This window comes from Malikia sp. (assembly GCF_028687635.1).
Classification (GTDB): domain Bacteria; phylum Pseudomonadota; class Gammaproteobacteria; order Burkholderiales; family Burkholderiaceae_C; genus Malikia.
Genome location: NZ_JAQTZS010000029.1, coordinates 12,313 through 37,708 on the forward strand (window position 1 = coordinate 12,313; position 25,396 = coordinate 37,708).

30 protein-coding genes and 2 tRNA genes are annotated in these 25,396 nt (G+C 66.9%); 9 read left to right on the forward strand and 23 right to left on the reverse strand.

The genetic code is table 11. The features are described from left to right. Positions 1-11 precede the first annotated feature (11 nt). Positions 12-1,097, reverse strand: coding sequence for a signal recognition particle-docking protein FtsY (ftsY, locus tag PHR85_RS13285; RefSeq protein ID WP_300055046.1), 1,086 nt, complete (start codon positions 1,095-1,097; stop codon positions 12-14). A gap of 29 nt (positions 1,098-1,126) precedes the next feature. Between ftsY and rsmD the strand changes: the two genes are divergently transcribed. Genes rsmD through PHR85_RS13300 form a run of 3 tightly spaced genes read left to right on the forward strand, consistent with a single transcriptional unit; the run spans position 1,127 to position 2,549 of the window. Next, a complete protein-coding gene (gene rsmD / locus PHR85_RS13290; protein WP_300055048.1) occupies positions 1,127-1,735 on the forward strand; it encodes a 16S rRNA (guanine(966)-N(2))-methyltransferase RsmD in 609 nt (202 codons plus the stop codon). 18 nt (positions 1,736-1,753) lie between these two features. Further along, a complete protein-coding gene (coaD, locus tag PHR85_RS13295; protein ID WP_300055050.1) occupies positions 1,754-2,269 on the forward strand; it encodes a pantetheine-phosphate adenylyltransferase in 516 nt (171 codons plus the stop codon). A gap of 16 nt (positions 2,270-2,285) precedes the next feature. Next, positions 2,286-2,549: a YfhL family 4Fe-4S dicluster ferredoxin gene (locus tag PHR85_RS13300; protein WP_300055052.1), complete on the forward strand. Its 264-nt coding sequence runs from the start codon at positions 2,286-2,288 to the stop codon at positions 2,547-2,549. Between the two features lie 363 nt (positions 2,550-2,912). Here PHR85_RS13300 and pth read toward each other — a convergent pair whose 3' ends face one another. The 7 genes from pth to PHR85_RS13335 form a co-directional block, all read right to left on the reverse strand. Beyond that, positions 2,913-3,542 carry an aminoacyl-tRNA hydrolase gene (gene pth, locus PHR85_RS13305; RefSeq protein ID WP_300055055.1) on the reverse strand — a complete coding sequence of 210 codons (630 nt, stop codon included), beginning with the start codon at positions 3,540-3,542 and terminating at the stop codon, positions 2,913-2,915. A 98-nt stretch (positions 3,543-3,640) separates the two neighbouring features. Further along, on the reverse strand, positions 3,641-4,261 hold the full coding sequence (locus PHR85_RS13310; protein ID WP_300055059.1) for a 50S ribosomal protein L25/general stress protein Ctc: 621 nt from the start codon (positions 4,259-4,261) through the stop codon (positions 3,641-3,643). A 90-nt stretch (positions 4,262-4,351) separates the two neighbouring features. Then, positions 4,352-5,329 carry a ribose-phosphate pyrophosphokinase gene (locus PHR85_RS13315; RefSeq protein WP_300055061.1) on the reverse strand — a complete coding sequence of 326 codons (978 nt, stop codon included), beginning with the start codon at positions 5,327-5,329 and terminating at the stop codon, positions 4,352-4,354. An 82-nt stretch (positions 5,330-5,411) separates the two neighbouring features. Next, positions 5,412-5,488, reverse strand: a tRNA-Gln gene (locus PHR85_RS13320). A gap of 84 nt (positions 5,489-5,572) precedes the next feature. Further along, positions 5,573-6,424 carry a 4-(cytidine 5'-diphospho)-2-C-methyl-D-erythritol kinase gene (gene ispE, locus PHR85_RS13325; RefSeq protein WP_300055129.1) on the reverse strand — a complete coding sequence of 284 codons (852 nt, stop codon included), beginning with the start codon at positions 6,422-6,424 and terminating at the stop codon, positions 5,573-5,575. A 35-nt stretch (positions 6,425-6,459) separates the two neighbouring features. Further along, positions 6,460-6,987 carry a lipoprotein insertase outer membrane protein LolB gene (locus PHR85_RS13330; RefSeq protein ID WP_300055064.1) on the reverse strand — a complete coding sequence of 176 codons (528 nt, stop codon included), beginning with the start codon at positions 6,985-6,987 and terminating at the stop codon, positions 6,460-6,462. Then, positions 6,984-8,750: a tetratricopeptide repeat protein gene (locus tag PHR85_RS13335; protein ID WP_300055067.1), complete on the reverse strand. Its 1,767-nt coding sequence runs from the start codon at positions 8,748-8,750 to the stop codon at positions 6,984-6,986. Before PHR85_RS13335 ends, PHR85_RS13330 begins: the two co-directional genes overlap by 4 nt. A 117-nt stretch (positions 8,751-8,867) precedes the next feature. Here PHR85_RS13335 and mutM point away from each other — a divergent pair, with 117 nt between their 5' ends. Both mutM and mutY read left to right on the forward strand, forming a co-directional pair. Continuing rightward, on the forward strand, positions 8,868-9,683 hold the full coding sequence (gene mutM, locus PHR85_RS13340; protein ID WP_300055069.1) for a bifunctional DNA-formamidopyrimidine glycosylase/DNA-(apurinic or apyrimidinic site) lyase: 816 nt from the start codon (positions 8,868-8,870) through the stop codon (positions 9,681-9,683). Positions 9,684-9,700: 17 nt separating this feature from the next. Continuing rightward, a complete protein-coding gene (gene mutY, locus PHR85_RS13345) occupies positions 9,701-10,795 on the forward strand; it encodes an A/G-specific adenine glycosylase (RefSeq protein ID WP_300055072.1) in 1,095 nt (364 codons plus the stop codon). A gap of 37 nt (positions 10,796-10,832) precedes the next feature. Here mutY and rapZ read toward each other — a convergent pair whose 3' ends face one another. The 3 genes from rapZ to PHR85_RS13360 are packed head-to-tail and all read right to left on the reverse strand — an operon-like array spanning position 10,833 to position 14,289. Further along, on the reverse strand, positions 10,833-11,723 hold the full coding sequence (rapZ, locus tag PHR85_RS13350; protein WP_300055074.1) for an RNase adapter RapZ: 891 nt from the start codon (positions 11,721-11,723) through the stop codon (positions 10,833-10,835). After that, on the reverse strand, positions 11,720-13,369 hold the full coding sequence (recN, locus tag PHR85_RS13355) for a DNA repair protein RecN (protein WP_300055077.1): 1,650 nt from the start codon (positions 13,367-13,369) through the stop codon (positions 11,720-11,722). Before recN ends, rapZ begins: the two co-directional genes overlap by 4 nt. Continuing rightward, the gene (locus PHR85_RS13360; RefSeq protein ID WP_300055079.1) at positions 13,366-14,289 is read right to left on the reverse strand and encodes an NAD kinase; all 924 of its coding nucleotides are present in this window, start codon (positions 14,287-14,289) and stop codon (positions 13,366-13,368) included. The genes recN and PHR85_RS13360 overlap by 4 nt, the downstream gene beginning before the upstream one ends. Positions 14,290-14,327: 38 nt before the next feature. Between PHR85_RS13360 and hrcA the strand changes: the two genes are divergently transcribed. After that, the gene (hrcA, locus tag PHR85_RS13365) at positions 14,328-15,350 is read left to right on the forward strand and encodes a heat-inducible transcriptional repressor HrcA (protein ID WP_300055082.1); all 1,023 of its coding nucleotides are present in this window, start codon (positions 14,328-14,330) and stop codon (positions 15,348-15,350) included. Between the two features lie 17 nt (positions 15,351-15,367). Further along, positions 15,368-15,444, forward strand: a tRNA-Ile gene (locus PHR85_RS13370). Positions 15,445-15,869: 425 nt separating this feature from the next. Here the strand turns inward: PHR85_RS13370 and PHR85_RS13375 are convergent. From PHR85_RS13375 to PHR85_RS13405, 7 genes are all read right to left on the reverse strand, one after another. Continuing rightward, positions 15,870-16,193 carry a BrnA antitoxin family protein gene (locus PHR85_RS13375; RefSeq protein WP_300055085.1) on the reverse strand — a complete coding sequence of 108 codons (324 nt, stop codon included), beginning with the start codon at positions 16,191-16,193 and terminating at the stop codon, positions 15,870-15,872. Continuing rightward, positions 16,168-16,455 (reverse strand): BrnT family toxin, encoded by a 288-nt coding sequence (locus PHR85_RS13380; protein WP_300055088.1) that lies wholly within the window; start codon positions 16,453-16,455, stop codon positions 16,168-16,170. The genes PHR85_RS13375 and PHR85_RS13380 overlap by 26 nt, the downstream gene beginning before the upstream one ends. A gap of 62 nt (positions 16,456-16,517) precedes the next feature. After that, positions 16,518-17,855, reverse strand: a complete 1,338-nt coding sequence (locus tag PHR85_RS13385; RefSeq protein WP_300055091.1) for a hypothetical protein — start codon at positions 17,853-17,855, stop codon at positions 16,518-16,520. Positions 17,856-18,038: 183 nt separating this feature from the next. Further along, complete coding sequence (locus PHR85_RS13390; protein ID WP_300055094.1) at positions 18,039-19,619, reverse strand: YfjI family protein; 1,581 nt, start codon at positions 19,617-19,619, stop codon at positions 18,039-18,041. Further along, positions 19,616-20,083: a CHC2 zinc finger domain-containing protein gene (locus PHR85_RS13395; protein WP_300055097.1), complete on the reverse strand. Its 468-nt coding sequence runs from the start codon at positions 20,081-20,083 to the stop codon at positions 19,616-19,618. Before PHR85_RS13395 ends, PHR85_RS13390 begins: the two co-directional genes overlap by 4 nt. Then, complete coding sequence (locus PHR85_RS13400; RefSeq protein ID WP_300055099.1) at positions 20,080-20,529, reverse strand: hypothetical protein; 450 nt, start codon at positions 20,527-20,529, stop codon at positions 20,080-20,082. Before PHR85_RS13400 ends, PHR85_RS13395 begins: the two co-directional genes overlap by 4 nt. Continuing rightward, entirely contained in the window at positions 20,526-20,804 is a 279-nt protein-coding gene (locus PHR85_RS13405; protein ID WP_300055102.1) for a hypothetical protein, read from the reverse strand. Before PHR85_RS13405 ends, PHR85_RS13400 begins: the two co-directional genes overlap by 4 nt. A 388-nt stretch (positions 20,805-21,192) precedes the next feature. Here PHR85_RS13405 and PHR85_RS13410 point away from each other — a divergent pair, with 388 nt between their 5' ends. After that, positions 21,193-21,537, forward strand: coding sequence for a type II toxin-antitoxin system RelE/ParE family toxin (locus PHR85_RS13410; RefSeq protein ID WP_300055105.1), 345 nt, complete (start codon positions 21,193-21,195; stop codon positions 21,535-21,537). A 3-nt stretch (positions 21,538-21,540) separates the two neighbouring features. Continuing rightward, positions 21,541-21,822, forward strand: coding sequence for a Fis family transcriptional regulator (locus tag PHR85_RS13415; RefSeq protein ID WP_300055108.1), 282 nt, complete (start codon positions 21,541-21,543; stop codon positions 21,820-21,822). A gap of 399 nt (positions 21,823-22,221) precedes the next feature. Here PHR85_RS13415 and PHR85_RS13420 read toward each other — a convergent pair whose 3' ends face one another. From PHR85_RS13420 to PHR85_RS13440, 5 genes are all read right to left on the reverse strand, one after another. Further along, positions 22,222-22,554 carry a hypothetical protein gene (locus tag PHR85_RS13420; RefSeq protein WP_300055111.1) on the reverse strand — a complete coding sequence of 111 codons (333 nt, stop codon included), beginning with the start codon at positions 22,552-22,554 and terminating at the stop codon, positions 22,222-22,224. Positions 22,555-22,629: 75 nt separating this feature from the next. Next, positions 22,630-22,899, reverse strand: coding sequence for a hypothetical protein (locus tag PHR85_RS13425; protein ID WP_300055114.1), 270 nt, complete (start codon positions 22,897-22,899; stop codon positions 22,630-22,632). Then, on the reverse strand, positions 22,886-23,314 hold the full coding sequence (locus PHR85_RS13430; RefSeq protein ID WP_300055117.1) for a DUF5681 domain-containing protein: 429 nt from the start codon (positions 23,312-23,314) through the stop codon (positions 22,886-22,888). The genes PHR85_RS13425 and PHR85_RS13430 overlap by 14 nt, the downstream gene beginning before the upstream one ends. Before the next feature lie 29 nt (positions 23,315-23,343). Beyond that, positions 23,344-23,742, reverse strand: a complete 399-nt coding sequence (locus PHR85_RS13435) for a single-stranded DNA-binding protein (protein WP_300055120.1) — start codon at positions 23,740-23,742, stop codon at positions 23,344-23,346. A gap of 22 nt (positions 23,743-23,764) precedes the next feature. Continuing rightward, a complete protein-coding gene (locus PHR85_RS13440) occupies positions 23,765-25,216 on the reverse strand; it encodes a DnaB-like helicase C-terminal domain-containing protein (protein ID WP_300055123.1) in 1,452 nt (483 codons plus the stop codon). Between the last annotated feature and the right edge of the window lie 180 nt (positions 25,217-25,396).

Below are 25,396 nucleotides of genomic sequence, written 5' to 3' on the forward strand. Positions count from 1 at the left end.
GATCCACTCGATCAGCTCAGCAGCGCCTGCGCGAATTCCTGCGCGCTGAAGGTCTGCAGGTCTTCGAGTTTCTCGCCCACGCCGATGAAGTAGACCGGCACCTCGCGGCCGGTCTCCTTGGCCCACATCGCGATCGCGGCCAGCACGCCGCCCTTGGCGGTGCCGTCGAGCTTGGTCACGATCAGGCCGGTCAGCCGCAGCGCGGCATCGAAGGCCTTGACCTGCGCGAGCGCGTTCTGGCCGGTGTTGCCGTCGATCACCAGCAGCACCTCGTGCGGCGCGCCCGCGTCGGCCTTCTGCACCACGCGCTTGATCTTCTTGAGCTCCTCCATCAGGTGGAGTTGGGTCGGCAGCCGGCCGGCGGTATCGACGATCACGACGTCGCGCCCGCGCGCGCGGCCGGCCTGCACCGCATCGAAGCTGACGGCGGCCGGGTCGCCACCTTCCTGGCTGACGATCTCGACCAGGTTGCGGTCGGCCCAGACATGCAGCTGCTCGCGCGCGGCGGCGCGGAAGGTGTCGGCGGCCGCGAGCAGCACGCTGGCGCCCTCGTTGGCTAGGTGCTTGGTCAGCTTGCCGATGGTGGTGGTCTTGCCGGCGCCGTTGACGCCCGCGACCATCATGACGGTCGGGCCGTCGGGCTGGCCGCCAATCGAGAGCGGCTTTTCCAGCGGCTGCAGCAGCTCGGTGATGGCCTGGGCCAGCAGAGCCTTGACCTCGGCCGGGTCGGTGACCTTGGCCGCCTTGACGCGGCGCTTGAGGTCGTCGAGCAGGTACAGCGTGCCCTGGGTGCCGGTGTCGGCCATCAGCAGCGCGGTTTCGAGCTCCTCGTAGAGCTCATCGTCGATCTTGGTGCCCGTGAAGACGGTCGACAGGCTGGAGCCGGTCTTGCGCAGGCCTTGCTTGAGGCGTTCGAGCCAGCCCTGGCGGCCCGATTCTGCCGCTGGCTTGTCCACCGGCTGCGGCGTGGCAGGAGCGGCAGGAGCAGGGAGGTTGGCGCCGGTTTGCACCTTGGCGGTCGGGATGGCGGGCGCGGCCGGCGCTGGCGCCGCCTCGGGCTTGGCGGAAGAGAATTTTTTCTTGAGGAAGCTGAACATGGCGCGTGTTTTTAGAATCCATGCATTCTATGAAACCTGCATCACATCGTCCTGTTCCTGCCCCGGCCGCGCCGGGTTTCGTTCGCATCATCGGCGGGCTGTGGAAGCGCAGCAAGCTGGCGGTGCCGTCCCGGCCCGGCCTGCGCCCCACGCCCGACCGCGTGCGCGAGACGCTCTTCAACTGGCTCGGCCAGGACCTGACCGGCCTGCGCTGCCTCGATGCCTTCGCTGGCAGCGGTGCGCTGGGCTTCGAGGCGGCCTCGCGCGGCGCGGCCCAGGTGCTGCTGTGCGAGCAGGATCCGGGCCTGGCCGCTGGCCTGCGCGCCAATGCCGAGCGCCTCAAGGCGACCCAGATCAAGGTCCAGCGCGGCGACGCGGTCGCGGCGCTCAAGGGGGCCGCGCGTGGTGCCTGGGACCTGATCTTCCTCGATCCGCCCTTCGGCGACGATGGCAACGAGGCGCTGTTCACCCAGGCGCTGCAGGCGGCGCTGCCCCTGCTGACGCTCCAGGGCGCCATCTATCTGGAAGCCCCGCGCGCCTGGGGCGATGAGGAGCTGCTGGCGCTGGGTCTGCGCTGCAGCAAGCACGGCAGGGCCGGCATGGTGCATTACCACCTGCTGGAACGGGCTCATGCCTGAAGTTGGATAATCCTGCGCATGACGATATCTCCCCCCCGTGACGCCAAGGCCCGCCGCATCGCGGTCTACAGCGGCACCTTCGATCCGATCACGCTCGGCCACGAGGACGTGATCCGGCGCGCCGCCGGCCTGTTCGACGAGCTGATCGTCGCGGTCGCGGTCGCCCACCACAAGAAGACCCTGTTCACGCTGGAGCAGCGCATCAACCAGGTGGCCGAGGTTTTCGTCGACCTGCCATCCGTTCGCGCGCAGCCCTTCGAGGGCCTGATGGTGGATTTCTGCCGCCAGCAGGGCGCCTGCGCCGTGGTGCGCGGCATCCGCAACGTGGCAGACTTCGACTACGAGGCGCAGATGGCCGCCATGAACCAGAAGATGGCGCCCGAGGTCGAAACGCTGTTCCTGTTGCCGCAGCCGCAGCTGCAGTGCATTTCCAGCACGCTGGTGCGCGAGATCGCCAAGCTCGCTGGCGACGTGTCGCAGATGGTCAGCCCGCTGGTGGCCGAGCAGCTGCGCGTGGCCACCCTGGCTGCCTGAACGAAAGGGAGACACCATGGCGCTGATGATCACCGACGAATGCATCAACTGCGACGTCTGCGAGCCCGAATGCCCGAACCAGGCGATCTCGATGGGGGCGGAGTTCTATGTCATCGACCCGGCCAGGTGCACCGAGTGCGTGGGGCATTTCGATGAACCGCAATGCGTGCAGGTCTGTCCGGTCGAGTGCATCCCGGTCAACCCGGAGCAGGTCGAGACGCGCGAGCAGCTGCAGGCCAAGTATTTGCTCCTGCAAAAGCCGAGCTCTGCTGCGGCCTGATTGCTGGCTGGCTCAGCGGGGCTGGTCTTGGCTGGTTCGGCTGGGTCTTGGGCAGGTCCTGGGCGGGCGGGAGCCGCCAGTCTCATCTGTCCGCTGCGCGGCCAGCAAATCGGCCGTCAGCTCCCGCCCGCCCAGGACCATGAGTCTTGCGGCTCGCTGCGCCTTGCCGCTGCTGTCTTCCCCGTAGCTGACCCAGCCGCGCTCGAGCCCGGTGGGTGGGCGTGCGCATGGCCGATTTTTGGCCGCGCAGCGGACGGTATGAGGCCATGCGCATGCACGCCCGCCGGGCCGGCCAATAACCATCCTGCCGCTGCCAATCAGAAAGCCTCTGCTCGACATGAGCTGTGGCTGCAGGCAGTCTGCTTATTCGGCAGCCGGAGCCGGATCGACTTTCGGCGGCCTGGGCGGCTTCGGGCGCGGTGGCTTGCTCGTGTGGATGGCGGCGGTGGCCTTGTCCATGCGGCCGGCCAGCAGGTCGGGCAGGGCGCGCATGGCGCGCTGGATCGACAGCTCCAATGCATCGCGCTGGTCCGGCGCCGGCTTCTTGAGCACCCAGTTCGCGACCTCGGACTTCACGCCCGGGTGGCCCACACCGATGCGCAGCCGCCAGTAGTCGCTGCTGCCGAGCTGGGCATGGATGTCGCGCAGGCCGTTGTGGCCGGCGTGGCCGCCACCTTTTTTCAGCTTGAGCTCGCCCGGCTCCAGGTCGAGTTCGTCATGCGCGACCAGGATCTCCTCGGGCGCGATCTTGAAGAAGCGCGCCAGCGCCGCGACCGACTGGCCGGAACGGTTCATGAAGGTCATCGGTTCGAGTAGCCAGATCGGCTGGCCTTCGAAATTGCCACGCCCGGCAACGCCGAAGTAACTGCGCTCCGGGTTCAGCTTGACCTTGAGCTCGCGCGCGACCGCTTCCAGCCACCAGAAACCGGCATTGTGACGCGTGTCTTCGTATTCCGGACCCGGGTTGCCCAGGCCGACCAGCAGTTTGAACATGGCAGCAGCTTAGCGCCCGCAAGGCGCGATCAGTGAACAATGGATGTGAAAAAGCCCGCCGAAGCGGGCCTTTGCCTGACAAGCAGGGGAGAGAAGAATTACTTCTTCTTCTTCTTCTTGTCGCCAGCGGCAGCGGCCACCGGAGCGGCGATGATCTCTTCCTTCGGCTCGACCAGGGTCGCGATGCCCGGGTTCGGCTTGCCGTGGATGACCAGCTTGGCGCCAGCCGGCAGGACCAGGTCGTTGGTGTGGATGGACTGGCCCTTGACGGCGTTGCCCAGGTCCACGGTGATGAACTCGGGGATCTGCATCGCCAGGCAGTCGATCACGACTTCGGTCAGCGCGTGGTTGACCAGGCACTTGTCCTGCTTGACAGCCGGCGAATGCTCGGCGTTGATGAAGTGCAGCGGCACCTTCTTGCGCACGCGGGTGTTCTCGTCAACGCGCTGGAAGTCGACGTGCAGGACCAGCGGCTTGAAGGGGTGGTACTGCACATTGCGCAGCACGACCTTTTCGGTGTTGCCGTTCAGTTCCATGTCCAGCAGTGCCGAGTGGAAGGATTCCTTCTTCAGGGCGAACCACAGGCTGTTGTGATCGAGTTCAACGACGGCCGGGGCGGTGGTGCCGCCGAAGACGATGGCGGGAGTGCGGCCGGTGTTGCGCAGGCGGCGGCTCGCACCCGTGCCCTGCTTGGCGCGCTCAAAAGCGGTGAATTGCATGATATCTACCTTAAAGAGGGGCCATCCGCGACCAGCGGCCCCCAACAGAAAAAGCGCCCACCGTGGTGGACGCTGCTTTTTGTCGTCGAATCAGTTCGATTCGGCGAACAAATCCATCACCGAGTCGCCGTTGGCGATGCGCTGGATGACCTCGGCCATCAGCGGCGCCACGGAAACCTGGCGGATCTTGGTGCAGGCCTGGGCGGCCGCGCTCAAGGGAATGGTGTTGGTCACGACCACCTCGTCGAGGGCGCTGCCCTTGGCGATGCGCTCGATGGCCGGGCCGGAGAAGACCGGGTGGGTACAGTAGGCGTAGACGCTCTTGGCGCCGCGTTCCTTGAGCACCTCGGCGGCCTTGACCAGTGTACCGGCGGTGTCGATCATGTCGTCCATGATCACGCAGTTGCGGCCTTCGATGTCGCCGATCACGTGCATGACTTCCGACACGTTGGCCTTGGGGCGACGCTTGTCGATGATGGCCATGTCGCAGCCGAGCTGCTTGGCCAGCGCACGGGCGCGCACCACGCCGCCGACGTCGGGCGAGACGACCAGCAGGTCCTCGTAGTTCTTGGAGCGCAGGTCACCCAGCAGCACCGGCGAAGCGTAGACGTTGTCGACCGGGATGTCGAAGAAGCCCTGGATCTGGTCGGCGTGCAGGTCCATGGTCATCACGCGGTGCACGCCGACGGCCTGCAGCATGTTGGCCACGACCTTGGCCGTGATCGGCACCCGGCTGGAGCGCGGACGGCGGTCCTGGCGGGCGTAGCCGAAGTAGGGGATGACGACGGAGATGCGCTCGGCCGAGGCGCGCTTGAGCGCGTCGACCATGATGATGAGCTCCATCAGGTTGTCGTTGGTCGGCGCGCAGGTCGACTGCACCACGAAGACTTCGCGGGCACGCACGTTCTGGTTGATCTCGACCGTCACTTCGCCATCGGAGAAGCGACCCACGGCGGCCTGGCCCAGGCTGGTGCCGAGCTGCTGGGCGATCTCGGCGGCCAGCGCCGGGTTGGCGTTGCCCGTGAAAATCATGAAATCCGGCGATTGCACTGGCGTGGTGATTTGCATGGAGAACCCGGCGAGAAAATTGGTGTTCAGAAACACAATGCGGCCCTTGAAGGCCGCTCTGTGTAATTGCTAACGATAAATTTGGCAGGGGAGGAAGGACTCGAACCCTCGCATGTCGGAATCAAAATCCGATGCCTTGACCAACTTGGCGACTCCCCTACACGGGTTTGCAGCTTGCGCTACACACCGAATGCAGTGCTTGCTTGTCATGTTCTCCCAACAAGCAACGAAAGAGATTGTAATCTATTTTCGCCACTGTTTGAGAGGATGCTCAAACAAATTCTTGCAGTTTTTCGCGATCCATCCGTCAGGAAAGGCAATTTTATCAACTGCCTGATTCGCTTTCGCGAACATCGCGCTGCCTGAGCCCGTCATTCTAGCAGAAATTTTCTGCTGTCTCAAGATTTCGATGCCGATTTTTATCTCGGGGCACAGATCGCTTGCGACTGGCTGCAGGTCGTTGCGTCCAAATTCATAAACACAAGGGCTTGCAAAGAATTCTCGCATTGTAGAGACAAAACTGTCGCGTTTCAGCTCGGGGCTGGAAAAAATTTTCGGGGTCGAGGCGCCGGTCGGCGGCTTGAGCACGATGAAGTCGGCCGCCGGCAGTGCTATCGGGGTCAGCTGCTCGCCCACGCCCTCGACCCAGGCGTTGTCGCCGCCCAGGAAGAAGGGGACGTCGGCGCCCAGCCGCAGGCCGATCTGCATCAGCTGCGCCAGCGGCAGCTCCAGGCCCCAGAGCCGGTTGAGCGCCAGCAGGCAGGAGGCCGCATCGCTGGAACCACCGCCCAGGCCGGCTTCCTGCGGGATGCGCTTTTCCAGCGCGATATGCGCGCCCCATTCGCAGCCGGTGGCCTGCTGCAGCGCGCGCGCGGCGCGCACGACCAGATCGTTGTCGGGCAGGGCCGGCCCCGTGCCGCCGATGTCCTCGCGGCTGATCACGCCGCCGGTCCGCCGGTCGAAGTGCAGGGTGTCGCACCAGTCGATCAGCATGAAGACCGACTGCAGCAGGTGGTAGCCGTCGGCGCGGCGGCCGGTGATATGCAGGAAGAGGTTGAGCTTGGCCGGCGCGGGCACGTCCAGCAGTTGACGCAGCGACATATAAGAAAGGGGGAAGGGGGATCAGGGGGTCATTGTTGCGGCCGGTCGAGTATCAGGCGCAGCGTCGCGGGCGGGGCGGGCTCCGAGCGGCTGGCGCGCACCCGGCCATCGCTAGCGCCGAGCTCGACGCTCCAGCCGATCGCCTGGGCGGGACGGCCTTGCAGCCATTCGAACAGCTCGGCCACCGGCAGCGCGGCGCCGGTCAATGCGGCGGTCAGCGTGGCCAGGTCGGGGTAGGCGCGCATGTCGTCGCCGCGCAGCAGCAGGGCCGAATCCGCGCTCCAGCGTGCGCTGGCCAGCGTGGCGCCCAGGGGGGTATAGAGCTTGAGCTCGCCGGCCTGCGCGCTGCCGAGCAGTTCGAAGCCGGCGTGGAAGCCCTGCGGCGGCTCGCTTTCGACCTGCAGCGACAGCCGACCGCTCCACGGGCCCGCGGCCGAAGGGAGGCTGGCGGGCGTCGGTGCGGCCGGTGGCTGGCTCGCGCAGCCCGAGGCGAGCAGCAGGGCGGCCGTGCAGAGCCAGGCCGGCAAGTGTCTGCGAGCGCCGGGTCGGGCGGTCATGGCTGGACCCGCAGCCGCTGCAGCGTGCGCAGCAGGGTTTCGTTGTCAATCTGCAGCTGCAGGCCCTGGCGCCAGACCGCGCGCGCCGCCTCCTGTTGGCCGTCGGTCCAGAGCACCTCGCCCAGGTGGGCGGCGATCTCGGGGTCGGCCCGCCGCTCGAAAGCGGCTTGCAGCACCCGCCTGGCCTCGGCCAGGTTGCCCAGGCGGAACTCCACCCAACCCAGGCTGTCCTGGATGAAGGGATCGTCGGGGAGCAGCTCGACCGCGCGCAGCACCAGCGCGCGCGCTTCCTCCAGCTGCACGTTGCGGTCGGCCAGCGAGTAGCCGAGCGCGTTGTAGGCGTGGCCGTAGTCGGGCGAGCGCGCGATCAGCTCGCGCAGCAGGCGCTCCATCTCGTCGCGCTGGCCGGCTTTTTCGGCCACCATCGCGCGTTCGTAAGCGAGGTCGGCATCCTGCGGGAAGCGTTGCGTGGCTTGCGCGTAGACCTCCAGCGCTTCGGCATGGTGGCCGAGCTCGCGCAGCAGCTGTGCCTCGGCCTGCAGCTTGCGGCGCTCGTCCGCCGGGCCTTCGGCCGGGAGTCCACGCAGCAGCGCGCGTGCCTCGGCCAGCTTGCCCTGGCGTGCCATCAGCAAGGCGCGGCGGGTCTGCACGGCGGGCTGGGCCTCGGCGTCATCGATCGGGTCCAGCCAGCTCAATGCGACATCCAGTTGGCCCTGCTTCTCTGCGACTTGCGACAGCAGCAGCCGGGCCTGGGTGCTGCCGCGCGCCGCTGGCTCGGCGGGCTGCAGCGCGAGGTAGCGTTGCAGTGCCGAGGACGCTGCATCCAGCTGTCCCTGCTGCAGCGACAGCAGGCCTTCGAGCAGCCAGGGCTCGGCCAGCTCGGGATGCTCGCGGGTCAGGATGGCCAGCTGCTCCCGCGCCTCGGCCGGTCGGAGCTGGTCGGTCAGCAGCCGGGCGTATTCGAGCCGGACCCGGCGCGCGTCCTCGCTGTCGCGGCCAGCCAGCCAGCGCTGCACCAGCCGCTCGGCGCCGGGCTGGCGCTGCTCAAGCAGCATGAGCCCGAGCCAGGCCGGCAGCGGTGATTTGCCGCCCAAGGCCATGGCTTTTTTCGCCGATTCGAGTGCCAGTGCGGGCTGTCCTGCCGCCAGCTGCAGCCGCCCCAGGCTGGTCCAGGCTGGCGCCGCGAGTGCCGGGGTCTTGCCGGCTTGCTGCAGCATGGGGGCGGCGGCCTGGAGCGCCACCGACTTGTCGCCCAGGCGCGCCAGCATCTGTGGCAGCGCCAGGATCAGCTCCTGGCGCTGGCCTACCGGGGTCAGGCGCAGCAGCGCGTCCAGCGGCGCACCCATCTCGGCCGGCCGGTCGAGCGCCTGCAGGATCTGCAGCACGAAGCGCTGCGGCTCGGCCGCGCGCGGCTGTGCCTCGGCCCAGGCGCGCGCGGCCTGCAGCGCCGCGTCGCCCGAGCGTGCCTGCAGCGCGATCTCGACCGCACGGCGGAACAGCTCGGGCCGCTTGTTCTTGCGCGCGGCGTTCAGCATCAGCGTGTAGCCGGCCCCCGGCTGCCCCTGATTGACCTGCAGCTCGCCGACCAGCAGCTGGAAGAACAGCTCGCCGCTCAGGCCGGAGTCCTGCGGCAGCGTGGCCGGCGTTTTGATCTGCTGCCTGGCCTGTTGCTTCGTGGCGGCAGCTTCTCCATTGGCGGCACTGGCCAGGCCACCCCCTCCCAACAGGACCAGTGCCAGCGCCGCAGCCAGGGACGACCGCAACCGCCACCCTGGCGAGCCAGTTCGGATGGGCGAGAAGGGCGCGCGTGGGTGCATGAAGGCGAGGCTGTCCATCGCCGCATGATAATGGAAGGCCTGTTTCCCAGCTTGTCCGTTCCCATGCCAGAATTGCCCGAAGTCGAAGTCACCCGGCTGAGCTTTGCCAACCGCATCGCCGGCGCCCGCATCGAGGCCGTGCGGCTGGGCAAGCCGCTGCGCTGGCCGCTGGGCGTCCTGCCCGCAGCGCTGCAGGGCGCTGTCGTGCAGCAGGTGCGTCGGCGCGGCAAATATCTCCTGCTCGACCTCGACCGGGGCCTGTTGCTGATCCACCTCGGCATGTCGGGCAGCCTGGCCTACGCGGGCGCGCTGCCGCCGCCCGGTCCGCACGACCATTTCGAGCTCGCGACCAGTCGCGGCCTGCTGCGCCTGCACGACCCGCGCCGCTTCGGCGCCGTGGTCTGGGCCGCATCCGAAGCCGACCCGGTCGCGCGCAAGCTGCTGGGGCATCTCGGCGTCGAGCCGCTCGGTGACGGCTTTGATCCGCTCGCGTTCTGGCAGGCGCTGCGGGCCCGTCGCTCCGCGATCAAGCAGGTCTTGCTGGCGGGCGACATCGTGGTCGGCGTCGGCAACATCTATGCCTCCGAGGCGCTGTTCGCCGCTGGCATCCAGCCCACCTTGAGCGCCTCCAGTCTGAGTCAGGCCCGGGCCGAGCGCCTGCACGGCGCGATCCGCTCGGTGCTGGCGCGCGCGCTCGAGCAGGGCGGCAGCACGCTGCGGGACTTTTCGAGCGCCGAGGGCAAGACCGGTCATTTCCAGCTCGAAGCCATGGTCTACGACCGAGCGGGCCAGCCCTGCCGGGCTTGCGGCGCTACCATCCAGACCCTGCGCCAGGGGCAGCGTTCGACCTACTTCTGCCCGGATTGCCAGACTTTCTGACCGCCTCATCTTCTTTCATGCCGCTCGCTGCTTCCGCCCCATCGCTGACCGTTTCGCCCGTTCTTTTCTTCCCGCGCCTGGTCGAGTGGCAGCGCCGCCACGGCCGCAACGGCCTGCCCTGGCAGGGCACGCGCGATCCCTACCGGGTCTGGTTGTCCGAGATCATGCTGCAGCAGACCCAGGTCGCGACCGTGCTGAGCTACTACCCGCGTTTCCTCGAACGCTTTCCCGACCTGCACGCGCTCGCCGCAGCCCCGCAGGAGGACGTGCTCGCGCTTTGGAGCGGGCTGGGCTACTACAGCCGCGCGCGCAATCTGCACCGATGCGCCCAGGCGGTAGTCGAGCGTTGGGGCGGGGCTTTTCCGGCCAGCGCCGAGCAGCTGCAGACCCTGCCGGGCATCGGCAAGTCGACCGCGGCAGCGATCGCGGCCTTCTGTTTCGGCGAGCGCATCTCCATCCTGGACGGCAACGTCAAGCGGGTGCTCTCGCGCCTGCTGGCCTTCGAGGGCGATTTGGCCGTGGCGGCGCAGGAGCGCCGGCTCTGGGCGCTGGCTCAGGACCTGTTGCCGCCAGCCCCCGATCATGACGCGATGGTGGCCTGGACCCAGGGCCTGATGGATCTGGGCTCCAGCCTGTGTTCGCGCAGCCGGCCCGATTGCGCGGCCTGCCCGGGTGCCGCGATCTGTCTGGCCAGCCGGCAGCAGCGGACGGCGGACTTTCCGGTCCGCACCCGCAAGCTCAAGCGCAGCACCATCGAGTGGTGGTGGCTGCTGCAGCGTCGCGCCGACGGCGCGGTCTGGCTGGAGCGGCGACCGGAGCAGGGCATCTGGGCCGGGCTCTACTGCCTGCCGACCCATGGCTCGCGCGTCGAGGCGCTGGCACCGTTTGGTGGCGAGCCGGCCCTGCGGCAGGAGCATGAAACCGTGTGCCATGTGCTCACGCACCGCGACCTGGTGCTGCGTCCGCTCGAAATCGACTGGTCAGCCGGTGTGCGCGAGGACCAGGCTTCTGGCCCAGCGGCACCGGGTCTGTGGGTGGCCAGCCGGGCCGATCTCGACCTCGGCTTGCCGGCACCACTGCGCAGCCTGCTCGTGCGCTTGCTGCCGGCCTGAGGCGGCTGAATTCGTCGCGCCGGGGCCGGCGCGGGTCTCAATAGCCCGCGTGCTTGAGCGCGTCGAGTTCGCGGTGGCGCCGGTGTACCGTCCAGTGGTTGGAGAAATGCGCGGCCAGTTCCTCGACCAGGTAGGTCGAGCGGTGCTGGCCGCCGGTGCAGCCGATCGCGACCGTGACGTAGCTGCGGTGGTCGCGCACCATCGAAGGCAGCCAGCGCTCGATGAAGTTGATGATGTGGACCTGCATCGCCTGCACCTCGGGCTCCAGGCTCAGGAAGTCGGCCACCGGTGCATCCAGTCCGGTCAGCGGTCGGAGTTCGGGCTCGTAGTGCGGATTAGGCAGCATGCGCACGTCGAACACGAAGTCGGCGTCCATCGGTACCCCGCGCTTGAAGCCGAAGGACTCGAACACCAGCGTCAGCGTGTTCTGTCCATGATCCAGCAGCTTGCGCACCTCGCTGCGCAGGTGCGAGGCCTTGAGCTGGCTGGTGTCGATCACGAGCGAGTACTCGCGCAGCTCCGACAGCAGTTCGCGCTCATGCTCAATCGCCTCGATCAGTGCCCGGTGCTGGTCCTGAGTGTCCCGTACGGAGAGCGGATGCAGACGGCGCGTCTCGGAAAAGCGCCGCACCAGCGTGTCGGTGCTGGCGTCGAGGAACAGCACCGTCAGCGGCTGGCCTGCCTTGCGCAGCTTGTGCAGCTGCGCCGGCATGCCGGGCAGCGAATTGGCGCTGCGCACGTCGATCGCGATCGCGACCCGGTCGGCGTGGTGCCCGTGCTCGATCGCGATGAAATCCTCCAGCAGTTCGGGCGGCAGGTTGTCGACGCAGTAGAAGCCGGCATCCTCCAGCGCGTGCAGCGCGACCGACTTGCCCGAGCCCGACATTCCGGTGATCAGCACCAGCTGCATGGGTGATTTGCCTTTCATGGCTGCAGCATCTCGCGCGCGTGCGCCAGCGAGGCGTCCGACAACTTGTCACCGCCCAGCATGCGCGCGATCTCCTGCACGCGGGCCTCGGCCGCGATCACTCGCACCTCGCTCGCCGTGCCCTGCGCGTCGACCTTTTTCGACACATGGAGATGGTGGTCGGCGCTGGCCGCCACCTGGGGCAGGTGGGTCACGGCCAGCACCTGGCGATCCTGTCCCAGCTGACGCATGAGACGGCCGACGGTCTGCGCGACCGTGCCGCCGATGCCGCTGTCGACTTCGTCGAAGATCAGCGTCGGTGCCTGGCCGAGCTGGCTGGTCGTGACCGAGATCGCCAGCGCGATGCGCGACAACTCGCCCCCCGACGCCACCTTGCCGACCAGGCGCGGCGTGCTGCCCGGATGGCCCGCGACCAGGAACTCGACGTTCTCCAGCCCATGCGCCTGCGGCTCGGGCAGGGCGGCCAGCCTGGCCTCGAAGCGCCCGCCTGCCATGCCCAGGCCCTGCATCGCGGCCGTGATCTCCTGCGACAGCTTGAGCGTGGCCTGTGCACGAGCGGCGCTGACCTTCTTCGCGGCCTTGAGCAGGGCCTGCCGCGCGGCGTGCTCGGCCTGCTGCAGCGCGTCGAGATCGCTGTTGCGGTCGAGTTCGGCGAGCTGGCGCTGCCACTGGGCCAGACGCTCGGGCAGCTCCTCGGGCTGGCAGCGGAAGCGCCGGGCCAGCGACAGCCATTGCGCCAGCCGCTGATCCAGGGCCTCCAGCGCGGCCGGGTCGAGCTCGGTCGGGTCGGCATGGTGCTGCAGGTCATGACAGGCGTCCTCGACCTGGGCCAGCGCGCCTTGCAGCACGTCGGTGATCTCGCCATAGCGCGGCTCGATGTGCTGCTGCGCCTGCAGCGCCTGCAGCGCGCGGTGCAGCAGGCGGGTCGCGCTGCCTTCCTCCTCGTCGAGCGCCTGCAGCGCGGTGCGCGCGGCATCCATCAGGCCCTGCGCATTGGCCAGCCGGCCATGCTGCAGGTTGAGCTCCTCCCATTCGCCCTCGGCCGGGGCCAGCTTGTCCAGTTCGCCGATCTGCCACTGCAGGCGCTCGCGTTCCTGCTGCAGCGTGGCCTGTTGCTGCCGGGCCTGCTCCAGCGTCCTTGCCGTCTCGCGCCAGCCGGCCCAGAGTCCGCGCAGCTCGGTGGTCGAGACGCGGCCGTAGTCGTCGAGCAACTGGCGCACCGCGTCGGGCCGGGTCAGGCTCTGCCAGGCATGCTGGCCGTGGATGTCGACCAGCTCGTCGGCCAGGCTCTTGAGCTGGGCCACGGTCGCCGCGCTGCCGTTGATCCAGGCCCGGCTGCGGCCCTGGCCGTCCAGATGGCGCCTGAGCAGCAGCGGCTCGCCCGCTTCGGCGGCGAAGCCGTTCTCGTCCAGCCAGGCCCGCACCGGCTCCGACAGGTCGAACTCGGCCGCGATCTCGCAGCGCGGCGCGCCCTCGCGCACCACGCCGGCATCGGCGCGCGCGCCCAGCACGAACTGCAAGGCATCGATCAGGATCGATTTGCCGGCACCAGTTTCGCCGGTCAACACGGTGAAGCCCGTCTCCAGCTCAAGCTCAAGGGCCCGCACGATCACGAAATCGCGCAGGGACAGGCGGCTCAGGCTCATGTGTTCATTCCCTCGTTCCAGTGCAGTTTCTTGCGCAGGGTGTCGAAATAGCTCCAGCCCTTGGGGTGCAGCAGGCAGAGCTTGTAGGGCGCGCGCCGCACCGTGATGCGGTCGCCAGGCAGCAGGCTGGTGAAGGTCTGCATGTCGAAGTTGGCGCTGGCGTCGCGGCCGTTGACCAGTTCGAGCGCGATCTCGCCGCTGGCCGGCAGCACGATCGGGCGGTTGGACAGCGTGTGCGGCGCGATCGGCGCCATGATCCAGCCGTCGATCGCCGGGTGCAGCAGCGAGCCACCGACCGACAGGGTGTACGCGGTCGAGCCGGTCGGCGAAGCGATGATCAGGCCATCGGCGCGCTGGTTGGCGACGAAGCGGCCATCGACCTCGACCCGCAGCTCGATCATGCTTGGCGCGCCGCCGCGGTTGACCACCACGTCGTTGATCGCGACCGTGTCGAACACGCAGTCGCCATCGCGCCAGACACTGGCGTGGATCAGGCTGCGGTGGTCCTCCTCGTATTCACCGCGCAGGATCGGGCGTAGGTGGGTTTCGAAGTCCTTGAACGGGATGTCGGTGATGAAACCGAGCCGGCCCTGGTTGATGCCCACCACCGGCACGCCGAAGCGCGCCAGCTGACGGCCGATGCCGATCATGGTGCCGTCGCCGCCCATCACGAGTGCGAGGTCGCATTCGGTGCCGATGCCGGTCGCGGACAGGCTGTTGTAATGGGTCAGGCCGGTGTTCGCGGCGGTCTCGCGCTCGATCGACACCTCGCAGCCCATGTCGTGCAGGAAATGCGCCATGCGCTCCAGCGCATCGCGCGAGCCGACGGCATGGTACTTGCCCACCAGCGCCACATGGCGGAAGCGGGACTTGCCGCCCCGGCTTGTCTCGGGGGCCGGGCTTGATATGGGCAGGTTCATCTCCAAATTACATCACAAGCTTTTCTACAATGGCCGGCATGTTAGACGACCGCTCCAAACTGCTGCTCAAGACCCTGGTCGAGCGCTACATCGCCGACGGCGAGCCGGTCGGTTCGCGCACGCTCTCGCGCGCGGCCGGCCTGGAGCTGTCGCCCGCGACGGTGCGCAACGTCATGAGCGACCTCGAAGAGCTCGGGCTGATCGCCAGCCCGCACACCTCGGCCGGCCGCATTCCGACCGCGCGCGGCTACCGCCTGTTCGTCGACACCATGCTGACCGTGCGGCGTGACCGGATCGCTGCGGTCGAAGGGCTGGGCGCGTCCGGCATCGCCGCCGAGCAGCCGCGCCTGGTGCTGAGCCAGGCCGCGCAGATGCTGTCGAGCCTATCCCAATTCGTCGGCGTCGTGATGACACCGCGCCGGCCCTCGGTATTCCGCCACATCGAGTTTCTCAGCCTGTCGGAGCGGCGGGTGCTGGTGATCCTGGTCTCGCCCGATGGCGACGTGCAGAACCGCATCATCCACACCCAGGTCGACTACAGCCAGTCGCAGCTGCAGGAAGCCGCCAACTTCCTCAACGCGCATTACGCCGGGCTCGCGATGGACGAGGTGCGCCTGCGCCTGAAGACCGAGGTCGACGCGCTGCGCGGGGAAATCTCCTCGCTGATGGTCAAGGCGGTCGACGCCGGCAGCGAGGCCATGGAGCAGGATGACGTGGTCGTCTCGGGCGAGCGCAACCTGCTCTCGGTCAGCGAGTTCTCGCACGACATGGGTCACCTGCGCAAGATGTTCGACCTGTTCGAGCAGAAGACGCAATTGATGCGCCTGCTCGAGGTCTCGAACCAGGCCGAGGGCGTGCGCATCTTCATCGGCGGCGAGAGTCAGATCGTGCCCTTCGAGGAGCTTTCCGTCGTCAGCGCGCCTTATGCGGTCAACGGCGAGGTGGTCGGCACGCTGGGCGTGATCGGGCCGCAGCGCATGCACTACGACCGCATGATCCAGATCGTCGACATCACGGCGAAATTGGTCAGCAACGCGCTGAGCCACGGCGGTAAAGGCTAGAATGCGAACCCTGGTTCGGGGCGTTAGCTCAGTTGGTTAGAGCAGAGGACTCATAATCCTTTGGTCCACGGTTCAAGTCCGTGACGCCCTACCATTCAAATCAACGACTTGGCCCGGTTTTGCGACCGGGCTTTTTCGTTTTTGGGTAGGTATGTAAGGGCGGATGTAAGACGATTTTTGAAATCCGTCCCGCTTGACCCGCTGCCGACTGGCTCCGGCGCTCGACCAGGAACAGCACCAGCAGCTCGACGGGCTCAAAAGTGAGCCGGCCCCTCGTTGAATTCCGGATTCCAAATCCAGAGTTCGCGGGTCGGCAGTTCGACCAGGAGCATGTCAGCAGCTCGAAGGGTGCGACTTCAAATCTGACCCTTGGCATCTATGGGCGGGCCTGGGGGTGTCCGAAATTTTTCGGATACCCCAGCCCTTCGGGATTTGGAATCTGGATGGGCTCGACACGCTGCTCGACCAGGAACGACAAACCCGGCGCGCGGCCGGGTCTGGTGGTGCTGCTGGCGCAGGTCAGGCCGGTGAATGCGTCCGCAGCCAGTCCTTGAGCGCGGCATTGATGCGCGTTTGCCAGCCCGGCCCCGTCGCCTTGAAGGCGTCCAGAACCTCGGGGTCCACCCTCATGTTCAGGGTCGGACGCTTGACGCCAGATGCCGGCCTTCCCCGGCCACGCTTGACGGTCGCCTGCGCCCAATAGGCGGCCACGGAAGCGGGGTTGTTCGGGTCGTAGGGCTCGCTGTCAGCATCAAACGGAATCGGCGCATCCTGGGCAGCCTCGCGCCTGACCCGTTCCCAGTCGGTGCCCTTGTGCTCAGTGGGTTTCTTGATGGTTGGCATACAGCTTCCTTTCCTGCTTGGATGCACGGCGCAGCGAGATTGCCCGCACCTCGTTCGGCTCTCGCAGCACGTAGACCAGGACCAGCACCACGCCGGCCACCTCGACCAGCGCAACATCCATCTTGCGGGCCTCGCCACCTTGGGGTGACTCCAGCGTCAGCTTGTCGGGTGCGTTGAACACCATCGGCGCATCGGCCAGGGACAGGCCATGCTTGGCGATGTTGGCCACATCCTTGTTGGGGTCGAAGGTGAAGCGCATCATTGAATTATTGTATGGGCAAGAATTAGAGCGTCAAGCGTTTTTGTCGGGTTGCTGGCGCTGGGTCAGGCGGTGCGGGTCAGCCGGTATCCCTTGCCCTGCCCGGCCAGCTCGATGATGCCGGCCTGCTCCAGCGCCAGCAGATACCGTCGAGCCACTTGCTGGGATGCACCTTCAGCCGAATAGATGGCCCGGATGCTGGGCTTGATACGCCTGGCCTCGATGCCCTCCTTCACGCGCAGGAAGCGGGCGCCGTCGTCTTCGCCCACGCCCGTGTCACGCATGGCAGCGGCTCGGGGTGCAGCGGCGCGTCGTGCCTTCCTGGTCGGCGTAGTGGTCTGAGCTGGTGCATTGTCTACCTGCTCTGTCACCAGTGCCGTGCTGCCGGCCTGCAACGTCGTCACTACGGAATGGTGTAGCGGCGTCACTACAGACGGGTGCAACGTCGTCGATACATCTGTGGTCGGTGCATCGGGCGTAGCGGTCTCCTGGGTCTGCATGGGTGCCTCGATGGCCTGAGCGGGTGTTGGAGCCATTGCGGCCAGTCCAGCACCAGCAGCGAGTGCAGAGGCGGGCAGGGCGTAGCGGCGCCAGGTCGGCAGGGCAGCGGTGGTGCCCTTGGGTGTCGCCTGGGTCTGTGGTGCAGCGACGGCAGCAGGTGCAACAGGCCCAGCTACTGCCAGGGTCCGGCCAGTCTGGCGACCCGCGCGTAGCAACGCACCCGAGGCGGCGAACATCACCAGCCCCATGACGGTGATGAGCCCAGCGCGTGCGCACTGGTAGGCCAGTGTCAGCGACTCGCCCAGCACGGCCTTGAGGGTCGGGCGCTGCTCGGCCTGCAACTGCGCCAGCTCGGCAGACAGTGCAGCGGTGCGGCCCTCGATGCGCGAGGCTTCCCGCAGGGCCTGGACACCTTCGGCACGGCTGGACGCGATGGTGCTTTGACCCGAGCGTGAACCCGTCGCCACCAGGGCGGCAGCGGTGGCGCGCTGCGCGTCGATGCTGGATTTCAGGTGGGCGATGCGGCCACTGGTGCCGTCATGTACCGCGTCGGCGCTCTTGGCCAGGACAATCTGAGTCACGGCGATGGTGGCGAACTCGAAGCCGACCAGGAGCAAGGCGCACATGGTCAACTGCCAGCGCAGGGCGCGCAACTGGCGGCGCGGGACCAGGGCGGCAATGAAGAACGCGGCCAGCTCGGTGACGACCATCAGGACGCCAGCCAGGATGAGCACATCACGGGCCAGGGAGTCGGCCTCGGTGCGCTCCAGGCCGATGATGAAGAAGCGGGCGGTCACGCCACTGGCGGCCAGGCCGATGACGGCGGCGACCAGGGCGAGCGCCCGATAGGCCCAGGCGGGCAGGTGAGCGTCGTGTTCGTGGGATGCAATCGTGGAAGCCATGAGGAAGCTCCTGTTCGATGAAGGGATGGGCCGGGCGGCGGCTGGGCGTCTCGCCCGGTGGGGATGGGGCAGGTCGGGACCGGATGACGGATGCCGTTTTTTCTGAAATGACCCCAGGGGGACACCCCCGAGAACCCCGAGAACTAGGTTTAGGGGGTTTACGGGGGTAGGTGCTTGGGGTGTTTATGCTTTTTTCGGCAGCGCCTGTGGGTTGATGCGGTAGCTCTCGGACGGCCTGCCACCAGCTCGACCAGGTGATGCGACATCGCGCTCAAGCCAGTCGAAGTCAGCCAGCATGTCGGCAGCCTTGCGCGCGGCCTCGGTCGTCGCCAGACCGGCCCAGCCCTTCTGCTGCAAGTCCTTCAGCCTGAACCCGTCCGCCAGCTTGCCCGCCCGAATCTTGGCCAGCAGCGCATGAGCACCAGCGGTCTCTGGCATCACGGCGACCGAATACAGCCGTTCGGCGTGTGTGCGCAGGTAGTCCACCCAGGCCAGCGCGCGCAACAGCTCGACCTCGTGAATCACGTGGCCGCTGTCAGGCGTGTCCACCAGGGCGAAGATGAGCGCCAGCGCGGGCACCAGCTTGCGGTACTTGCTCAGGTGCGACACCAGGGCCGGATGCAGCTCGTCGCCTCGAATCTCGGTCTCGAAGGGCACGACCCAAGACTCGTAGAGCGCCTGGGCCTCGGGCGAGAAACGCCACTCGACCGGCTCGTCGTCGGCGCCGGGTTGCAGGCGGTCCAGGCGGTCGAGCACCGCCAGGGCGGCGCGCTTGGCGTCGTTGTCGGGCCAGCGGTCCACATAGTTGAACTCGCGGCTCACGTCGGGCCAGACGGCCAGCCCGAAGCGTTGCAGCAAGCCGTCGTCACCCGCTCCGCCAGCCATGGCCTCCCGGACGTAGCTTTGCACCTTGCCCGGCTGGATACCGCCCAGCATGGACAGGCAGACACGCGGGATATAGACCTCGCCGCGACCGATGCGGTCCACGGCATGACCCTGGTTGCCGTCGTAGGCGCTCAGGTAGAAGCCACGCGCGCCCTCTTGCCCTTGCCGGTCCATGCTGCACAGCAGACCATGCAGCTCGTCGCGGTAGACCAGCAGGCCCCAGGGGTTGACCGTCAGCAGCTCCCCCAGCTTCTCGACCGTGGCGTCGTTGACCAGGTAGCGGCGGGCCACTGGCTCGGACGGCATCTCGGCGGGGCGCAGCATCTCGCGCGCGGCGGTCGGGTCCTTGGCGGCCAGCTTCTTGGCCTCGCTGCGCTTCTTGTCGGAAACCAGCGCCAGCACCTCGCAGTCAGCGGCCCATTCCTCGTGGACCGCCTTCCACTTGTCGCGCTCGCCGGTCTCCAGACGTGACAGCGGCTTGAGCACTTCGCCCAGCGCCGGGGACTTCATCACGCCCGGACGGCCCACGACCAGCCCCCACAGGTTCGGCACGACACGCCAGTCGTCGCGGGCCTTTGGCGCCACCACGGCGCGCGCACCGATGAGGCTGGATACCGTCACCACGACGGCCACGGCAGAGAAGTCGGGCGGGCACTGCATCCGCTCGGCAATGTCGGCCACCCAGCCGCGCAGCTCCTGCGGCAGCAGCTCGAAGTCGAACCGGGCCACGGACGGCAGCGCAGCGGGCAGCGGCACCGGCTCGGGCCACGGCTCGACAGTGGACAGCGCCAGCAAGCCGTCAGATGCGTCTGGCAGGGCCGGGAACACCTCGGCATCGAGCTGGGCGGCCATTGCTTCGTATCGGTTCCAGTCGGTCATGCGTAGTACCCCGCGATTCGGTTGATGCGGCTGGCGCAGGTTTTCAGGCGCTCGGCGTCGATGACGGACAGGCTGCCACCCTTGGCGAGCATGTCGGCGGCCACGGCCACCAGCAGCGCCTCGAAGCCCAGCACCTCCAGCGCGGCACGAGGGGACAATGGCGCCGACCTGGGATTGGTCGGTGGCGTCCTGCCGTCCTCGACCCAGGCGCCCAGGTGGCGTGCGGCCTCGACGAACTCCAAGCCGTTCAGCGCCATCTCGTAGGCCAGCACGTCGCCACCACGGGCGCCGCAGTTCATGCAGCAGAAGCCGCCCGTGTGCAGGTTGACCCGCATGGAGTCGGACCCACCGTGGAAGGCGCAGGTGGTGGTGCGCCACTTGGCCGACCTGGGGCCGGTCAGGCGCAGGCCCTGGGCCTCGTAGTAGCCCGCAGGCTCGGGCAGTCGGGTACGGTCGAAGCTCATGCCTTGCCTCCCGCCTTCTTGGATGCCATCGGACTGCCATCAAGGTCGTAACCCATTTCGGCCAACCCGTCGCGCAGCATCCGGATGAGAAGCCCGGCTGCGCAGAAATTCCCCTCAAGCTCGGCAAGGCGCAGGGCTTGCGTCCTCGCCCACTCTTGCCGCTCCAGTCGGCGCTTGCGCTCGTCGGACAGCTTGGGAATGCTGTTGGGCAGGCGGCCCCTACGCCTGTTCACCACGGCAGGCAGGTCGTAGCCAGGGAATGCGAGCACGACACAGCCGCCGTCAAGGACGGTCCTTTTCGTCGTGGTGGGCCAGTCGGACTTGCGGCGACGCTGAATCAAGTTGCCATCGGTCGCGGCCTTGGCCAACTGCTCGGGCTGCTGCCGGTCGCTCGCACGGCGACGCGGGGCGACGTTCTCGGTGGCCTTGGTGGTGGTGTCGCTCATGCTGCGGCTCCTTGCGCCTGGGCGGCGCTCAGGCGCTTGAGCAGGGTTGCAGCACGGCAGGCCCGGCCGGTCGCGCGGTGCAGGTCGGAATCGGTGAAGCGAGGATTGCGAAGCAGAGTCAACGCGGCGTTCAGCGCGTTCTCGGCTTGGACGCGCAGCACGACAAGGCTGCGGTCGTTGGCGTCCGCTGGGGACTGGGTGAGCGCAGCGCGGCGGCTGGCCAGGGAGATGCTGGGCGCGGCAGTGCGCGCCAGGGTAGCGGTGGTGTCAGCCATGATAGGCTCCTATACGACAGGTTGTTGAACCTGCCTCCCTTGTCGACGCCAATCAACGTGGGGGAGGCAGTCCGTGCAGGTTGGCGTACCGGGTATAGGACCGGCGAGCCCTCGCGGGCTCCCCACACGGACCGCCAAACCGAACCCTTGCGCGCTGGGCGAAGGGTTGAAGTCGGGTTGCACCGTGCTGCCACACGCAGCATGTGGACATGAAAAAAGCCGCTGTCGCATGTGCGGCGCGCGGCTTGCTGCGCCTATACATTTCCGGGACGCCAATCCCGTTGACGGCGCTTTACTGGGCACCGTCGAGGGGGACTGTAGCACAGCGCCAGGGTTGGTAGAGCGCTATGGGGCTGGCTGAACGTACCGAAAAAGATACAATGCCGCCATGCGTGAACCTATTTTGGATGTCCGCTTCTACGCCACGGAAAGCGGGCGTGAGCCGGTACGCGAATTCCTGCTGGACCTGACGGTGGAAGACCGCCGAGCCGTGGGCACCGACCTCAAGACCGTGCAGTTTGGCTGGCCCCTGGGCATGCCGCTGGTACGCAAGATGGGGGATGGCCTTTGGGAGGTTCGCAGCACGATTCCCGACGGCATCGTGCGCGTGCTGTTTACGGTGCGTGAGCAGCAAATGGTGCTGCTGCATGCTTTTGTGAAGAAGTCGCCCAAGACGCCCGCGCCCGATATGGACACGGCACAACGACGCTTGCGGCGCATCAAAGGAGATTGAGCCATGAATCAGCATGTAGGCAGCTCGCTCGACGACCTGCTGCGCGAGGACGGATTGCAGGAGGAAGTGGTGGCGGCGGCCGTCAAGCGCGTGGTGGCGTGGCAACTCGCCCAGGCTATGAAGGCGCAGGGGCTGACGCGCACGGCCATGGCGCAGCGCATGCACACCAGCCGAGGCGTGGTCAACCGCTTGCTTGATGAACACGACACCAGCGTGACGCTGGCAACCCTGGCGCGTGCCAGTGTGGCGGTAGGTCGTCCCTTGCAGATTGGTCTGGCGGCGTGACCTGCTGGCCTCGTTTTTTCTGAAAAGACCCCTGGGGGATGCCCCCGAAAACCCCCGAAACCTAGTTCTCGGGGTTTACGGGGGTGGGTGCCTGGGGTAGTTACGCTTTTTTTTCCGTGGTGGGCGGGTCAGGAAGCGGGCGTGGGCTCGACCAGGAACAGGCGACGTGCTGCTCGCGGTGGCTGGTCTGGCTGTCTTGCGAAGCTCCTGTTTGAAACAGGACCTTGCCATGCTGCTGCGGCCTGCCTGGGGTTTTCGGGGTTTACGGGGGTGGGTGCCTGGGGGTTTTCCGGTTTGAAACCGAACAACCCAGGCCAGCTCCACCAGGAAGAGCTGGCGCTGGGCCGCTGAATATCCTGACCCTTGGTGGCGTTGCTCCCAAGGACACAGCGCAGCTTTTCAATGCCTGCTGTGAATCGCTTCCGATATCAGGTTGTACGCCTGTCTTGTGCTGCATCCCAGCTCTGAGCGCAGCCGGTCGCGTGTGGTTGCCCGGCTGTTGCCAGCGTCTAGCAACTGGCGCGCACGAATTACCTGGGTAGGGCGCACCAGGTCTCGGCGCGTGAAGCGGATGACTTTTCCCGCCTGGGCTTTGACGACTCCCAGAATCGCTTCCTTCGTGCGCTCGCAGCCGTTGATGCGCCGTATCTCCGAGAGGAACCATTCGAGGTCTGAGGCTTCGTCCGTTGTTCGCTTTGACATGCGCTGGCTCCACTCCTTCAGTTCTTGCACTTCATGCAGGTAACGATGGTGCGGACATGGCGAGAAAATCCTGGTACCGGGTTTGCGCGGGCTTTGCGGGGAAGCTCAGGCCACCTCGTAGTCAGTGCCGGCGAACAACAGCACCGGCCCAGCGTGTCCTTGCTGCTCCAAGTCGGCGCGAATCCGGCTCATGAAGTCGTCCTCGGTCTCGCCGTTGGTGCGCTGCCAGACCTTCGAGCCATCTTGCAGCAGCAGGGTGTCGAGAGGGCGGTCTGCTTCACCGGGGGCGCCCGGCACGACAACGATAGGCAGCAGGCCGATAGCAGCCTCATCGCGTTGCTCCAGGTCTTTGATGCGCTTTTCAAGGGTTGCCATGCTTGCTCTCCAGTGCGGCCACGCGAGCGGCCAGTTCATCCACCTCGGCGACACGGGCCAAGGTGCCCAGCGCACCCAGCAGTGCGGCGCCTTGGCTCGGTGCCAGCTCGGCAGCAGCCACGGCGGCCAGGATGGCTCGGCCCTGCTCGGTCAGACTGCCGTCTGGCAGCGTCAGCGGCTGCGCAGGCTCCACGGCCTTCAAGGGCGGGATGGTGCGCTCCAGCAGCAGGCGGGCGGCAGCCACATCGCCTTCGAGCGCCTGCGCCAGCAGGGCTTTCAGGATTTCTGGCACCTTGTCAGCGATGGCAGCGCGCAGCTTCTGCACTTCGCTGGTTCCGGGCTTGCGGCCCCTTGGGTTGCCTGACTGGCCGGGCTTCCAGCCATGCCCGGCAGGCGGTTTTCGTTTCTCGGTCATGTTGTTGCTTTACGGTTGCAGATGCAGGGTCAGAACGGCATGGAGCCGTCGTCAAGGTCCGGCTCGACCTGTCGATGCGGCTGGCGCTGCTGTCCGCCTTCCTGCTCGGGCTGCATGGCCCTGCGCTTCCTGGTGACGTGGTAGCTGGTCAGCACCTGGGATGCCGTCATGTCCAGGCTGGGGCGCGCGGTGCCGTCCCTGGCCGTCCAGGTACCGACCTTGAGCGACCCGGCCAGCGAGACAGCTTCGCCAGTGCCCAGCGCCAGCAGTGCGGCCTGGGCTCCATCGTCGAAGGCGATGACGTTGCAGAAGATGCTGTCGTCCCCGCTGGGCACCCGGACCTTGGCGGTCGTGAAGGTGTTGCCGTTCTTGCTGGTACGTTGGGTCGGTGCGCCGTGCAGCTTGCCGGAAATCAGTGCGTCGATCATGTGGTGCAGTCCTTGGTGTTGGTCAGTCGAGTGCGTAGCTGCGGGCCTTGGCCGGCGCGATGTTCTTGAGGCAGGGCGGCTCGCCACCCCAGGCGCCGAACTTGGTCAGCTCGCCCTGGTAGTGCAGATGCACGTCGCCTTGCTGGCCCTGCCGGTTCTTGGCCACGCGCAGCAGGGCGTAGTGCTTGAAGTCGGCGGGCAGGTCTGGCTTGTTGACGATGGGGCGGTTGATGAAGGCCACCACGTCGGCGTCCTGCTCGATACCGCCTGAGTCGCGCAGGTCGGACAGCGCGGGGGTCTGGTCGGCGCGGTCGGCCACGCCTCGGTTCACCTGCGCCAGCGCGATGATGCAAATGTCCAGCTCCTTGGCCAGCGCCTTCAAGCCCTTGGTGATTTCCTCGACCTGGTAGGCGCGCGGCATCTTCTGGTCGGTGCCGGGCATCAAGCCGATGTAGTCGAGCACCAGCACGTCCAGGCCATGACGGCGCTTGAGCGCGCGGGCGCGGGCACGGACTTGCAGGATGTTCAGGCCGGCGCGGTCGCTGACGTGAAAGCGCAGGTCGCGCGCCTGCTCGACGGTATGTGACACGCTTGTCCAGTTCAGGTCATGCAGCTTGGGGCGCTTGAGATGCGACAGCGGCAGGCCGGACAGAATGGCAAGCTGACGGTCGCGCACGTCCTTGTGCGGCATCTCCAGCGACAGGAAGCCGACGCTGTGCGTTTGCGCGATGTGCAGGCCGATGGTCATCCCAATGGCAGTCTTGCCCATGCCGGGCCTCGCACCGACCACGACAAGGCTTTGCCGCTGCAATCCGCCGTCGAGCATGTCGTCGAGGTCTGGCAGGCCGGTCTGGATGCCGACGACATGGCCCTCGAATCGCCTGTCCAGCAGCTCCGTGTGCTCAATCATGGCCTGATAGCTGTCCACCCATTCCCCGGCGCTTTCGTGAGCCTGTAGGCCCGATACGGCTGCTTGCGCGGCATCTATGCGGGCGGCGACTGGTCCATCACCGAAAGCCAGCTCCGCAATCTGCTGGGAAGCGGCATAGAGCTGGCGGTTCTGGGCCTTGTCGTAGACCAATCGACCCAGCGAAGCAGCACGGCCAAAGCTCACGCCCTCGGACTGTTGCGAGATGGCGACCAGCTCGGGCAGCGTCACGTCGTCTTTCAGCTCATCAGCGACGGCAATCACGTCTACATCCTGCGCGCCACGGTTGAAGGCGGCCATCAGGCGGGCGTACACCTTGCCGTGCAGCGGCTCGACAAAGTGCTCGGGCTTGAGGTAGTCGGCCACGGCGTCAAGGCTGCGCAAATTCAAAAAGCCGAAGCTCAACAGCGCGTACTCTGCTTGGATGCTGGTGTCCCTGGTGGGTTGCACCGGCTCGGGGCGCATCGCCATGAACTCGGCGTGTGACTCGGCACTCTGGTCAACGAAGTGCGGGTGGTCGAGGTGGGGGAAGGTGTCGTAGCTCATTCGTCGCGCTCCAGGTGTTGTTGGGCCTGCTTGCCAGTGGTGGTCAGTTGGTAGCCAGCAATTCTCAATTTGGCCGAACGAGAGCAAACTGGAGGCGTAGAGACTTCTGACAGAGGCTGTCATGGCTGGGATGCTCAAGGGTAAGACGCTGGATTTCGCGCAAGTGATGCATCGGGTGCG